This window comes from Caulobacter sp. GW821-FHT09A05 (assembly GCF_059418465.1).
Genome location: NZ_JBWKPX010000027.1, coordinates 58,532 through 69,620 on the forward strand (window position 1 = coordinate 58,532; position 11,089 = coordinate 69,620).

14 protein-coding genes and 1 pseudogene are annotated in these 11,089 nt (G+C 69.1%); 6 read left to right on the forward strand and 9 right to left on the reverse strand.

Features of this window, described 5'->3' with window-relative positions; genetic code table 11:
• Nucleotides 1-46 precede the first annotated feature (46 nt).
• Nucleotides 47-919, reverse strand: a complete 873-nt coding sequence (hemF, locus tag AC07NX_RS20760) for an oxygen-dependent coproporphyrinogen oxidase (RefSeq protein ID WP_494644391.1) — start codon at nucleotides 917-919, stop codon at nucleotides 47-49.
• Nucleotides 920-1,304: 385 nt separating this feature from the next.
• Nucleotides 1,305-1,766: a tRNA (cytidine(34)-2'-O)-methyltransferase gene (locus AC07NX_RS20765; RefSeq protein ID WP_494644394.1), complete on the reverse strand. Its 462-nt coding sequence runs from the start codon at nucleotides 1,764-1,766 to the stop codon at nucleotides 1,305-1,307.
• A 205-nt stretch (nucleotides 1,767-1,971) separates the two neighbouring features.
• On the opposite strand from AC07NX_RS20765, the gene petA reads away from it, so the two are divergent.
• Genes petA through AC07NX_RS20780 form a run of 3 tightly spaced genes read left to right on the forward strand, consistent with a single transcriptional unit; the run spans nucleotide 1,972 to nucleotide 4,708 of the window.
• On the forward strand, nucleotides 1,972-2,523 hold the full coding sequence (petA, locus tag AC07NX_RS20770; RefSeq protein ID WP_035071707.1) for a ubiquinol-cytochrome c reductase iron-sulfur subunit: 552 nt from the start codon (nucleotides 1,972-1,974) through the stop codon (nucleotides 2,521-2,523).
• Between the two features lie 5 nt (nucleotides 2,524-2,528).
• Nucleotides 2,529-3,848 (forward strand): cytochrome b, encoded by a 1,320-nt coding sequence (locus AC07NX_RS20775; protein ID WP_494644396.1) that lies wholly within the window; start codon nucleotides 2,529-2,531, stop codon nucleotides 3,846-3,848.
• Between the two features lie 5 nt (nucleotides 3,849-3,853).
• A complete protein-coding gene (locus tag AC07NX_RS20780; RefSeq protein WP_494644397.1) occupies nucleotides 3,854-4,708 on the forward strand; it encodes a cytochrome c1 in 855 nt (284 codons plus the stop codon).
• 65 nt (nucleotides 4,709-4,773) lie between these two features.
• Here AC07NX_RS20780 and AC07NX_RS20785 read toward each other — a convergent pair whose 3' ends face one another.
• Nucleotides 4,774-5,538 (reverse strand): pepsin/retropepsin-like aspartic protease family protein, encoded by a 765-nt coding sequence (locus AC07NX_RS20785; protein WP_494644399.1) that lies wholly within the window; start codon nucleotides 5,536-5,538, stop codon nucleotides 4,774-4,776.
• A gap of 80 nt (nucleotides 5,539-5,618) precedes the next feature.
• Here AC07NX_RS20785 and AC07NX_RS20790 point away from each other — a divergent pair.
• Nucleotides 5,619-5,787, forward strand: a pseudogene (locus tag AC07NX_RS20790) (hypothetical protein).
• 40 nt (nucleotides 5,788-5,827) lie between these two features.
• Here AC07NX_RS20790 and AC07NX_RS20795 read toward each other — a convergent pair.
• From AC07NX_RS20795 to ychF, 5 genes are all read right to left on the reverse strand, one after another.
• Nucleotides 5,828-6,520, reverse strand: coding sequence for a dienelactone hydrolase family protein (locus tag AC07NX_RS20795; RefSeq protein WP_494644401.1), 693 nt, complete (start codon nucleotides 6,518-6,520; stop codon nucleotides 5,828-5,830).
• Nucleotides 6,513-7,202 carry a hypothetical protein gene (locus tag AC07NX_RS20800; protein ID WP_494644403.1) on the reverse strand — a complete coding sequence of 230 codons (690 nt, stop codon included), beginning with the start codon at nucleotides 7,200-7,202 and terminating at the stop codon, nucleotides 6,513-6,515. Before AC07NX_RS20800 ends, AC07NX_RS20795 begins: the two co-directional genes overlap by 8 nt.
• Before the next feature lie 50 nt (nucleotides 7,203-7,252).
• Complete coding sequence (locus tag AC07NX_RS20805; protein WP_494644404.1) at nucleotides 7,253-7,945, reverse strand: dienelactone hydrolase family protein; 693 nt, start codon at nucleotides 7,943-7,945, stop codon at nucleotides 7,253-7,255.
• Nucleotides 7,946-8,015: 70 nt separating this feature from the next.
• On the reverse strand, nucleotides 8,016-8,552 hold the full coding sequence (locus AC07NX_RS20810; protein WP_494644406.1) for a L,D-transpeptidase family protein: 537 nt from the start codon (nucleotides 8,550-8,552) through the stop codon (nucleotides 8,016-8,018).
• 4 nt (nucleotides 8,553-8,556) lie between these two features.
• Complete coding sequence (gene ychF / locus AC07NX_RS20815; RefSeq protein WP_494644407.1) at nucleotides 8,557-9,657, reverse strand: redox-regulated ATPase YchF; 1,101 nt, start codon at nucleotides 9,655-9,657, stop codon at nucleotides 8,557-8,559.
• A 232-nt stretch (nucleotides 9,658-9,889) separates the two neighbouring features.
• Here ychF and AC07NX_RS20820 point away from each other — a divergent pair, with 232 nt between their 5' ends.
• Entirely contained in the window at nucleotides 9,890-10,252 is a 363-nt protein-coding gene (locus AC07NX_RS20820) for a hypothetical protein (protein WP_494644408.1), read from the forward strand.
• A gap of 4 nt (nucleotides 10,253-10,256) precedes the next feature.
• Here the strand turns inward: AC07NX_RS20820 and AC07NX_RS20825 are convergent, their stop codons facing one another.
• The gene (locus AC07NX_RS20825; protein ID WP_494644410.1) at nucleotides 10,257-10,505 is read right to left on the reverse strand and encodes a DUF2188 domain-containing protein; all 249 of its coding nucleotides are present in this window, start codon (nucleotides 10,503-10,505) and stop codon (nucleotides 10,257-10,259) included.
• Between the two features lie 160 nt (nucleotides 10,506-10,665).
• Between AC07NX_RS20825 and AC07NX_RS20830 the strand changes: the two genes are divergently transcribed.
• Nucleotides 10,666-10,959 carry a hypothetical protein gene (locus AC07NX_RS20830; RefSeq protein ID WP_494644412.1) on the forward strand — a complete coding sequence of 98 codons (294 nt, stop codon included), beginning with the start codon at nucleotides 10,666-10,668 and terminating at the stop codon, nucleotides 10,957-10,959.
• Nucleotides 10,960-11,089 lie beyond the last annotated feature (130 nt).

An 11,089-nucleotide genomic window follows, 5' to 3' on the forward strand; every position in this document is an offset into this window, starting at 1 on the left:
CAGACCGCGCAGCGGTCAGGTGGGGGCAAGCAGATGAGCCGCCGCCCTACGGCCACTTCACCTCGGGCGGCATCGAGCTGAGGATCGACTCGACGTTGCCGCCAGTCTTCAGGCCGAACATCGTGCCGCGGTCGTAGAGCAGGTTGAACTCCACGTAGCGGCCGCGTTGCACCAGCTGCTGCTCGCGCTCCTCGGCCGTCCAGGCCTCGCCCATCCGGCGGCGCACCAGGGTCGGGTAGATCTCCAGGAACGCCTTGCCGACGTCCTGCGTGAAGGCGAAGTCGCGGGCCCAGTCGCCGCTGTCGTGGTGGTCGTAGAAGATGCCGCCGATCCCGCGCGGCTCGTTGCGGTGCGGCAGGAAGAAGTACTCGTCGCACCAGGCCTTGTACCTGGCGTGCCAGGCCGGGTCGTGGGCGTCGCAGGCGCGCTGGTAGGCGGCGTGGAAGTCGACCGCGTCGGGGAAGTCCTGCCGGCGCTGATAGCCGAGCAGGGGGGTCAGGTCGCCGCCGCCGCCGAACCAGCTCTTGGTGGTGGCGATGAAGCGGGTGTTCATGTGCACGGCCGGCACGCGCGGGCTGCGCATGTGGGCGATCAGGCTGATCCCGGTGGCGAAGAACCGCGGGTCCTCGGCCGCGCCGGGCATGGTCTTCGCCATCTCGGGCGTAAAGGTTCCGAACACGGTCGAGACGTGGACGCCGACCTTCTCGAACAGCCGGCCGTGCATCATCGACATCACCCCGCCGCCGCCGGCCTCCCGGTCCCAGGGCTTGCGCACGAACCGCCCCGGCTCGCCGGCGTAGAGCTCGGCCGGCGCCTCGTCCTCCAGGCGCTCGAATTCCGCGCAGATCTGGTCGCGCAGGCTTTCGAACCAGGCGCGGGCGGCGGCTTTCTTCTGGTCGAGATCGAGTGCGTCGGTCATGGCAAGCCGATTAAGCGTTCACGGCGTGGGGCGCAAATACGCAGGAGCGCGTAAGGAGCAAGATCCTCCCCCTGTGGGGCAGGGCTGTCGCATATGGATTTGCTCTGAAAAAACCTGTCATCCCGGACAAGCTCGGCAGAGCCGAGCGCCGATCCGGGACCGCCGAAAGCGCCTGCGTTCACGCCCCGGTCCCGGATCTTCGCGCTACGCGCTCGTCCGGGATGACAACCGTTTTGAGGCATATGCGATACCCCTGCCCTGTGGGGGAGGTGTCGACGAAGTCGACGGTGGGGGGGCGTGCTAGGGAAGTGGTCGTGCTCCGGATCGAGCGCCATATAACTCCCCCCACCGGCCTTCGGCCGCCTCCCCCACAGGGGGAGGGCCCCTAGTCCCCCGGAAACCCGTCCGTCTGCCGCAGCGCCTCGCCCAGCGCCATGGCCGCCGTGGTCGCCAGGTTCATCGATCGCGCCTCCGGGCGCAGGGGGATCGTCAGGCGCGAGAAGGCGGCCTCGTGAACCTCCGGTGGCGCGCCGCGGCTCTCGTTGCCGAACAACAGGGTGTCGCCTGCCTGAAAGTCGAACTTGTGGAACGGCGCCGTCGCCTTGGTGGTGAACAGCAGCAATCGGCCCTCGCGACGTTCGGGCGCGGCGAGGAAGGCCGCCCACGACGCATGGCGGATCATGTGCGTCAACGGACCATAGTCGAGGGCCGCGCGCTTCAAGTTCTTGTCGTCCAAGGGGAAACTGCAGGGCTCGATGACGTCCAGCCCCACCCCCAGGCAGGCGCCCAGGCGGATCGCCGCCCCCACGTTCTGAGGAATGCCGGGTTGAAAAAGCGCGAGCCGCATTCTAAGCGAACCAACCATAGAGCCAGCAGGGGCATTTGCTGCGAATCGAAAGGGCTTGCGGACTTCGTCCGCGCGTCCGATAGGACGATCCGCTTTTGCCTGTTGTGGCGAAGACCCGCTTGCGGGTCCAGACAGTATGCGCCGACAGGCGTTTCTCCAGGCCGGGCCGTCTTTGGCGGCGCGGCGGCATCGAAGGGTGACTTGGGTGGCCGACACCGCCGTGGGCGCAAAAACTGATCCGGCGCATGGGGAAGACCCCAGCCGCCGGGATTTCATCTACATCGCATCGATGGCGGTCGCCGCCGGCGGCGCGGCCGCGATCGCGTGGCCGTTCATCGACCAGATGAACCCCTCCGCCGACACGCGGGCCCTGGCGTCGATCGAATTCGACGTGACCAAGGTCCCCGAAGGTCAGCAGGTCGTCGTCAAGTGGCGCGGCAAGCCGCTGTTCGTGCGCAACCGCACCAAGGCCGAGATCGCCAAGGCGGTCGCGGACGACACGGCGTCGATGAAGGATCCCGAGAAGGATTCGGCCCGCGTGAAGCCGGGCAAGTCCCAGTGGCTGATCGTCGGCGGCAACTGCACTCACCTCGGCTGCGTCCCGACCTTCGGCGGCGGCGAGTACGGCGGCTGGTTCTGCCCCTGCCACGGCTCGGTCTACGACACCTCGGGTCGTATCCGTAAGGGCCCCGCGCCCAAGAACCTGGTGGTTCCGGAATACGCCTTCCTGTCCGACACCAAGGTCAAGATCGGTTAAGCGAGATGAGCGGACATTCGACCTACGAACCCAAGACCGGCTTCGAGCGTTGGCTCGACGCCCGTCTGCCGATCGTGCGCCTGGGCTACGACAGCTTCGTCGACTACCCCACGCCGCGTAACCTGAACTATTGGTGGACCTTCGGCGGCATCCTGTCGCTGTGCCTGGCCTCGCAGCTGATCACCGGCATCATCCTGGTGATGCACTACACCCCGAGCGCCGACCACGCCTTCGCCAGCGTCGAGCACATCATGCGCGACGTGAACTACGGCTGGCTGATCCGCTACATGCACGCCAACGGCGCGTCGATGTTCTTCATCGCCGTCTACATCCACATGCTCCGCGGCCTCTACTACGGCTCCTACAAGGCGCCGCGCGAAGTGCTGTGGCTGCTGGGCTGCGTGATCTACCTGCTGATGATGGCCACGGCCTTCATGGGCTACGTCCTGCCCTGGGGCCAGATGTCGTTCCACGGCGCCGTCGTGATCACCAACCTGTTCGGCGCCCTGCCGCTGGTCGGCGAAAGCATCACCACCTGGCTGTGGGGCGGCTTCGCGGTCGACAATCCGACCCTGAACCGCTTCTTCTCGCTGCACTACCTGCTGCCCTTCATGATCGCCGGCGTGGTGATCCTGCACATCTGGGCCCTGCACGTGGTCGGCCAGAACAACCCGACCGGCGTCGAGCCGAAGTCGAAGGCCGACACCCTTCCCTTCACCCCGTACGCGACGGTGAAGGACGGCTTCGCGATGAGCGTCTTCCTGATCCTCTTCGCCTTCTTCGTCTTCTACATGCCCAACGCCCTGGGCCACGCCGACAACTACATCCCGGCCAACCCGCTGGTGACGCCGTCGCACATCGTGCCGGAATGGTACTTCCTGCCGTTCTACGCGATCCTGCGCGCCGTCCCGGACAAGCTGATGGGCGTGCTGGCCATGTTCGGCGCCATCGCCTGCCTGTTCGCCCTGCCGTGGCTGGACACGTCGAAGGTGCGCTCGATGCGCTACCGCCCGACCGCGAAGATCCACTTCTTCATCTTCGTCGTCGCCTGCTGCGTGCTGGGCGTCTGCGGCGCCAAGCTGCCGGACGACCAGGTCATCCCGCACCTGACCACGTTCCAGCTGATGGCGTCGGACCTGAACAGCTTCGTGTGGCTCAGCCGTGTGGCCGCGCTGTACTACTTCGCTTTCTTCCTGGTGATCCTGCCGGTGCTGGGCCTGACCGAAAAGACCCTGCCCGTGCCGGACTCCATCGCCTCTCCCGCCCTGTCGCACCCGGCCGCCGTGCCGGCCGAAGCGACCGCCGCGCCTGAAATGAAGGGCTGATCCCGATGCTGCGCAAACTCTCCGTCATCGCAGCGGTCGCGGGTCTCCTGACGGCCGGCGCCGCCGGCCAGGCCGCGGCCAGCGGTCATCCCCTGCCGGCCAAGGAAGTCCACTGGTCGTTCGATGGCATGTTCGGCAAGTACGACCAGGCCCAGCTGCAGCGCGGCTACAAGGTCTATCGCGAGGTCTGCTCGGCCTGCCACGCGATGAGCCTGGTCAGCTTCCGCAACCTCGGCGACAGGGGCGGTCCGTTCTACGACAAGAAGTACCCGAACTCGAACGACAACCCGTACGTCAAGGCGATCGCCAAGGACTACGAGGTCGCCGACATCGACAACGAGACCGGCGACGCGATCAAGCGTCCGGCCACTCCGGCCGACCGCTTCCCCTCGCCGTTCCCGAACGAGGCCGCGGCGCGCGCCAGCAACGGCGGCGCCCTGCCGCCGGACATGTCGCTGCTGGCCAAGGCTCGCGAAGAGGGCCCCAACCACATCTATTCCATCATCACCGGCTACGCGGCTCCGCCGCCCGGCCTGAAGGTGGACGCGACCCAGCACTACAACCAGTACATGGCGGGCGATCTGACCTCGTACTGGTCGGGCAATCCCGAGCACGTTCCGCCCGGCGGCTTCATCGCCATGGCCCCGCCGCTGAAAGCCGGCCAGGTGACCTTCGACGACGGCACGCCGTCGACGCTGGACCAGCAGGCCAAGGACGTCTCGGCCTTCCTGATGTGGGCCGCCGAGCCCAAGCTGGAAGAGCGCAAGCAGACCGGTCTGGCCGTGCTGATCTACCTGGTGCTGTTCGCCGGGCTGCTCTACGCCAGCTACCGCAAGGTCTGGAAGAACGAGTCGCACTGATCGCGACACGCGGATCTGAAGAGATCGGGGCCCGGCGGCGACGCCGGGCCTTTTTCTTGTCCCGCCTACCGGCTCGCGGGGATGGGGGTCAGCCACAGGCGCAGGGCCTTGGGGTCCAGCCGCAGGCGGTAGGCCGCCAGCACCTGGACGCCGATCGCCCCGACCACGCCGTCGGGCAGGTCGCCGGCCACCACGGCCGGCAGGCCCTGGCGCAGGGCGCCGTCCAGCGACAGGCCGCGCAGGGTTCCGGCGGGTTTCTGGCGCGGCCCGTCGGCGGCCCCCCGGGCCCGCACGCCGCCGGCCGAGGCCGTGTCCAGGGCGAACGGCCCGGAGACGCCCTGGAGGCCGTTCGAGGCCGCCGCGAGGATCGTCGGCACGCCGCCGACCATGGCCACCGGCAAACCGCCCGCCGGAACGGGGCGCGGCCCGCCCGGGCGCTCCAGCCTCAGGCGGCAGGGCGAGAAGTCCAGGGTCAGGGTGTAGCGGTCCAGGACGTCGGCCCCGATCACCCCGATGATCGGGGTCCGGAAGCCGACGCTGCGATAGTCCAGGTCGCGCACCGTCACCGCCGCCGCCGCGGTTCGCTGGCCGGCCACCAGGACTGGCAGGGTCAGGGCGGTCTCGGCGTGGCCGGCGCGCTGGGCGGTGGTCTCGTGCAGCAGGGTCCGTGGCGCGGAGAGGTCGAGCACATAGTCGCCGGCCACGTCCCCGATCGCGGCCGGTACGACCACCGCGCCGTTCTCGAACCAGCAGGCGGTCTCGCCGGCCAGGGCCGGGCCGCCGCTCGCCACCAGCAGGCACGGGATCAACAGGGAGGCGGCGCGACGCATCCGGCGATCCTAGCCAAGGTTTGCGCGCCGGGGAAACGGCGGAACGGCGCCGCGCCTCGATCTCTGGCCAAGGTCGCTAGGTGTGCGGTCCCGACCCAATTGGATCGTTGATTTTCAGTTGTCATCCCGGCCGAAGGTCCGCCTGGCGGACCGTAGAGCCGGGACCCAGGGGCGAGCGCACCGCGCCGGCCCCTGGGTCCCGGACAAGCGCTACGCGCTTTCCGGGATGACAACGAATTAGAGCGCTGATTTCGCTTGGGTATCACCGACACGCAATTAAGTACGGGCCCTAGGCCTCGCCCCTGCTCCCGCCAGCCCGCTGGAACAGCTGCAGGGTTCGCAGCATGGCCAGGCTGGCGCTGTCGGCGTGATGGCCGCTGGGGGCGACGAAGGCGTGGCCGGCCTCGTAGAGCCAGACGGGCAGGTCGGGATGGGCGGCGGTGATCTTTTCCACGTCGCTGATCGGGATCAGCGGGTCGGTGCGGCCGAAATGCAGGATGGTCGGGACCTTGGGCTGTTCGTCGGCATAGCCGGCGATGTCGCCGCCGTAGAAGCAGGACACCGCCGTCAGGCCCGTGCAGCGGGCCGAGGCCAGCCAGGCCGTCGTGCCGCCGAAGCAGAAGCCCATGGCGAAGACCTTGCCGCCGCCGGCCAGCCGGTCGATCGCCGCCTGGACCCGGGGCAGGGCGGCCGCGCCCCAGCCGCTGGCCAGGCCCAGGGCCATGCGGGCGTCCAGGTTGGGCGGATCCAGGTCGGCGGCCGGGAACGGCGCGTCGGCGTCGTCCAGCAGGCTGGGGGCGATCACCTCGTAGCCCTGCGCGGCCAGGGTGTCGGAGAGCTCGCGGATGTGCGGGGTGACGCCCCAGATGGCGTGCAGGATGACCAACCCGCCGCGCCGCGCCTCGCCGGGCGGAGCGTGGTAGGCGGCGACCGGCGCGCCGTCGGTGGTGGTCAGGACGATGCGGCCGCCGGCCTCAGCCATGCTTCTTGTCGGTCAGGGTGCAGGTCACGCCGGCCGTCTTGGCTTCCTCGCAGGACAGCGACGACAGGGTCGCGGTCGAGCCCGGCGCCGGGGCGTCGACGATGTAGCCCTTGCCGCCTTTGCAGGCGATCTCATAGCGCCGGATCGGCGGGTCGCCGCCACCGCCCAGGAAGGTTCCGTTGGCCACCGTGCAGGCCGGCGAGGCCTTGACGGCCAGCGGCTTGAGCCCCGCGACGGGAGCGGCGTTGTCGGGCAGCGAGCAGACCATGCCCTTGGGCCAGGCCTTGCCGGCGGCCAGGGCCGCGGTGTCCAGCGCCAGGCAGTCGTTCAGCTGCGGCTTGCCGTCGGGGCCCGTGCTGATGATCCAGCCCAGGGCGTCCTTGCAGGCGATCTCATATTCCGGCTTGCTGCTGGGACGGGTCGAGAGCGGCGCGGCGTCGATCACCTCGCACGGCGCGTGCAGTTCGGCGGCGATCTTGGCGGCCGCCCTGACAACCATCGGATTGCCGGGCTCGCGCGGCACGAGCCGGGCGGTCGGCCGGTTGACCAGGCTGTATTCCATCATGTTGTACTGCTGGGTGCCGTAGGGCCGCGTCGGCGGGGGCGGGACCGTCTGGGCCAGCGCCGAGCCGGCGGCCGCCAGGGCGGCGGCCAGGATGAACAGGTGACCGAGCTTCGTCATGTGACCCCCAACGTCCTTGCCTAGGCTCAAGGTTGTATCGACTTTGGCTGCTACGCAAGCTTCAAGCACGCGCCGTGCGCCTGGAAGAGCGCCAGCGAACGACGGCGGGCCAGCCTGGCGTCCTCCAGGTCGGAATCGGGCCGGCCGTCGTTGTTGAAGCCGTGGCCGCTGTTTTCGTAGATATGGACCGGAACCTCGGGATGGGTCTCGGCGAGCCTGGCCTTCACCGCGTCGGCCGGGATGTGGGCGTCCTTGCGGCCCAGGTGGACGATCACCGGCGCGTTCAGGGGCTGCTCGGCGTTGGCCGCGATCATGCTGCCGTAATAGGCCGAACCCGCGGCCAGGCCCTTCAGCTTGCCGGCCGCCAGCCACACCAGCGAGCCGCCCAGGCAGTAGCCGACCGCGAACACCGGGCCGCGCGGGGCCAGGTGGTCGATGCAGGCCTGGATGTCCGACAGCATCGGCTCCAGGCCGATCGCCTGCACATGGCCGACGCCGGTCGCGAAGGCCGCCGGTGCGTGCTCGGCCACGTAGCCCGGGGCGCGACGGTCGAAGATCGACGGGGCCAGCACCTCGAAGCCCAGCGCCGACCAGCGGGCGACGTCGGCCTGGACATATTGGTCGAGGCCGAAGATCTCCTGCACCACCACGATCCCGCCCTTGCGCGGGCTCTCGGGCTGGGCGTGGAGGGCGGAGAAGGCGAAGCCGTCGCGGGCGGAGGTCAGGGTGACGGTGTCGGTCATTGGGGCTCCTGGGCGGCTGAACGGATCGGAAGCGCGTCCCTCTCGCGACGTCAAGTCGCCGACCTCGGGTTCAAGGCAGGATCCTCACCGCCGCCCCGTCCCGGGTCAGCCGCCAGATCTCGTCCATCTCGGCGTCGGTCACCGCGATGCAACCGTCGGTCCAGTCCTGGTTCCGGAAGAGCGCGGCCATCCCGCCGCGCCCGTTGGGCAGGCCGTGGATCATGATGTCGCCGCCGGGATCGATCCCGGCGGCCCGGGCCCGGGCGCTCTGGGCCGGGGTCGGATAGCCGATCCGCAGCGACAGGTGATAGGCGCTGCGGGGATTGCGGCCCGTGATCCGGTAGTCGCCCTCGGGCGTGCGCCGGTCGCCTTCGCGGACCTTTGGCGCCAGGCCGCCCCGCCCCAGCGAGATGCGATAGGTCGCCAGCTTCCGTCCGCCCGCGAACAGGGTCATGCGATGGGCGGCCTTCTCGACGACGATGCGGTCGGCGACCGCCGCGCCGGCGACAGGAGACCGGGTTTGCGTTTCGCAGCCCGTGCACGCCAGGGCGAGCAGGGCCGCCGGCCCCGCGAAGGCCCGGAGGGCGCGGCGGCGGCGGCGGCTCATCTCGCTAGACGTTGAACCGGAAGTGCATCACGTCGCCGTCCTTGACGATGTAGTCCTTGCCCTCGGCCCGCATCTTGCCGGCTTCCTTGGCGCCGGCCTCGCCGCCCAGCTTGACGAAGTCGTCGAAGGCGATGGTCTCGGCGCGGATGTAGCCCTTCTCGAAGTCGGTGTGGATGACGCCGGCCGCCTGCGGGCCGGTGTCGCCGACATGGATGGTCCAGGCGCGGGCCTCCTTGGGTCCGACCGTGAAATAGGTCTGCAGGCCCAGCAGGCTGTAGGCCTCGCGGATCAGGCGGTTCAGGCCCGGCTCCTCCAGGCCCAGGGTTTCCAGGAACTCGGCGCGCTCGTCGGCGTCGAGCAGGGCGATCTCGCTCTCGATCTGGGCCGAGATGACCACGGCCTTGGCGTTGTCCCTGGCGGCGCGCTCGGTCACCAGGTCGCTGTATTTGTTGCCCTTGTCGGCGCTGGCTTCATCGACGTTGCAGACGTAGAGGGCCGGCAGCGAGGTCAGCAGCTGCAGCATGTGCCAGGCCTTCTCGTCGTCCGGGTCCACCTTGGCCGAACGGGCCGGGCGGCCCTCGCGCAGCTGGGCCAGGGCCAGGTTGATCAGGCGCAGGGTGTTGGCCGCGTCCTTGTCGCCGCCGGTCTTGGCCTTCTTCTCGATGGCCGGCAGGCGCTTTTCCAGGCTCTCCAGGTCGGCCAGCATCAGCTCCATCTCGATGATCTCGAGATCGCTGAGCGGGTCGATGCGGCCCTCGACGTGGGTGATGTCGTCGTCCTCGAAGCAGCGGGCCACGAAGGCTACGGCGTCGCAGTCGCGGATGTTGGCCAGGAACTGGTTGCCCAGGCCCTCGCCCTTGGACGCGCCGCGCACCAGGCCGGCGATGTCGACGAAGGTGATCCGGGCCGGGATGATCTCCTTGGAGCCGGCGATCTTGGCTAGGGCGTCCAGGCGCGGCTCGGGCACGGCCACGTCGCCGGTGTTGGGCTCGATCGTGCAGAACGGATAGTTGGCGGCCTGGGCCGCCGCGGTCTGGGTCAGGGCGTTGAACAGGGTGGACTTGCCGACATTGGGCAGGCCGACGATGGCGACTTTAAGGGCCATGGAACTCTCGTGAATTTCGTTGGGGCGCGCTTAGCATGGATCGGGGGGGAAGTCCTGTCGGACGATCAAGGCGCCGCCGCGCGGCCCCCTCCGGCCCTTCGGGCCACCTCCCCCAGAGGGGGAGGATCTACGTTGTGATAGTTGCTCCCCCTCTGGGGGAGCTGTCGGCGAAGCCGACCGAGGGGGTCCTCCGCCGGCGGGTCGCGGAGCACCGGACGACGTCCGGAACGCAATGTCGGCCGCCCGACCGACGTCCGGCGCGAACGGCGCCAGCCTGGGATCGGTCGAAGGAGAGCCCAAGGGGGCGCTTTCCCGATCGAGGGGCGCGATCCTGGGGCGGACCTACACCTTCGTGGCCTTGACCGCCGACGGGCGCTCGCCGTTCCTCGACGTCCGCGTGCTCGAGCGCGGCGAGGACCCGGCGGCCCACGCGCGCCGGCTGCTCGACGAGCACCGCAGCTGCGTCCGGGTCGAGGTCTGGGACGGTTCGGCCCGGCGAATGACGGTCGGACGCGACACCGTCGATCAGGACAAGGGCGACCAGGACAAGGTCGATCAAGACAAGGTCGACCAGGATGGGGGCGCGCCCGCCTGAAGGCCTATTTCTTGCCGTCGACCACGTGGGTGGTGGGACGGTCGTCGCCGGCCGACAGCTCGTCGCGCCAGCGGCCGCGCTCGTCCTCGTACGAGATGCCCGTGTCCTCGCCGGCCACCCGTTGCTCGCCGGCCGCGCGCTGGGCGGCGTGCAGGGCCGCGTCGTGGGTGCGGAAGGTCTCGGAGAACACCTCGCCCACCTTGTAGGCCCAGCCGCCGTCGTGTTCGACGATGGTGTAGGTGATGTCGGTCATGGGCGTCTCCTTCGGGCGATCGGCGCGTCGGTTCCGGCGCCGGCTGGGTCAGTATATAGGCGGGATCTCGGTTGTAAATTATTCGTAATGAACAATAATTAAGCTGAGTATAGCATCGTGAACACTTACCGTTCCTGAGTATATCAAAGGGAGCGGTTCGATGATCATTGTCCTGATGGTCTCGGCCCTGGCTGGCGGCGCGCCCGTCGTCACCGCCGACGCCTGCGCCGCCGCCATCCGGGGGGAACTGCTGACCGCCCGATATGATCGGGTCAAGGCCCTGAAGATCGGCGAGGGGCGGCCGGACGCCAGGGGCGGGCGGCCGGTCCCGTTCGAGATCGTGATCACCGACCGGCACGACGTCCCGGCGCGCTACCGCGGCGTCTGCCTGAGCGGCCCGGACCACGCCGCCCGAATCCGCCTCAGGTCGGCGGAGTCGTTCGGCCGGTTCTGAGCGAAGTGTTTCCCCTTCTCCCCTTGCGGGAGAAGGTGGCCTCCGAAGGAGGTCGGATGAGCAACTGTGTTTATCGTGCGTACTGCGGATCCCAGGCTTGGCCTGAGCGCAGCAGGGCGACGATGATGCC

Coding starts and splice junctions, on each gene's coding strand:
- AC07NX_RS20825 (WP_494644410.1), bottom strand. CDS start 10,505: ATGACCGACATCACCTACACCATCGTCGAACACGACGGCGGCTGGGCC.
- AC07NX_RS20810 (WP_494644406.1), bottom strand. CDS start 8,552: ATGAGCCGCCGCCGCCGCCGCGCCCTCCGGGCCTTCGCGGGGCCGGCG.
- AC07NX_RS20775 (WP_494644396.1), top strand. CDS start 2,529: ATGAGCGGACATTCGACCTACGAACCCAAGACCGGCTTCGAGCGTTGG.
- hemF (WP_494644391.1), bottom strand. CDS start 919: ATGACCGACGCACTCGATCTCGACCAGAAGAAAGCCGCCGCCCGCGCC.
- ychF (WP_494644407.1), bottom strand. CDS start 9,657: ATGGCCCTTAAAGTCGCCATCGTCGGCCTGCCCAATGTCGGCAAGTCC.
- AC07NX_RS20795 (WP_494644401.1), bottom strand. CDS start 6,520: ATGGCTGAGGCCGGCGGCCGCATCGTCCTGACCACCACCGACGGCGCG.
- AC07NX_RS20765 (WP_494644394.1), bottom strand. CDS start 1,766: ATGCGGCTCGCGCTTTTTCAACCCGGCATTCCTCAGAACGTGGGGGCG.
- AC07NX_RS20805 (WP_494644404.1), bottom strand. CDS start 7,945: ATGACCGACACCGTCACCCTGACCTCCGCCCGCGACGGCTTCGCCTTC.
- AC07NX_RS20785 (WP_494644399.1), bottom strand. CDS start 5,538: ATGCGTCGCGCCGCCTCCCTGTTGATCCCGTGCCTGCTGGTGGCGAGC.
- AC07NX_RS20820 (WP_494644408.1), top strand. CDS start 9,890: ATGTCGGCCGCCCGACCGACGTCCGGCGCGAACGGCGCCAGCCTGGGA.
- AC07NX_RS20780 (WP_494644397.1), top strand. CDS start 3,854: ATGCTGCGCAAACTCTCCGTCATCGCAGCGGTCGCGGGTCTCCTGACG.
- AC07NX_RS20800 (WP_494644403.1), bottom strand. CDS start 7,202: ATGACGAAGCTCGGTCACCTGTTCATCCTGGCCGCCGCCCTGGCGGCC.
- AC07NX_RS20830 (WP_494644412.1), top strand. CDS start 10,666: ATGATCATTGTCCTGATGGTCTCGGCCCTGGCTGGCGGCGCGCCCGTC.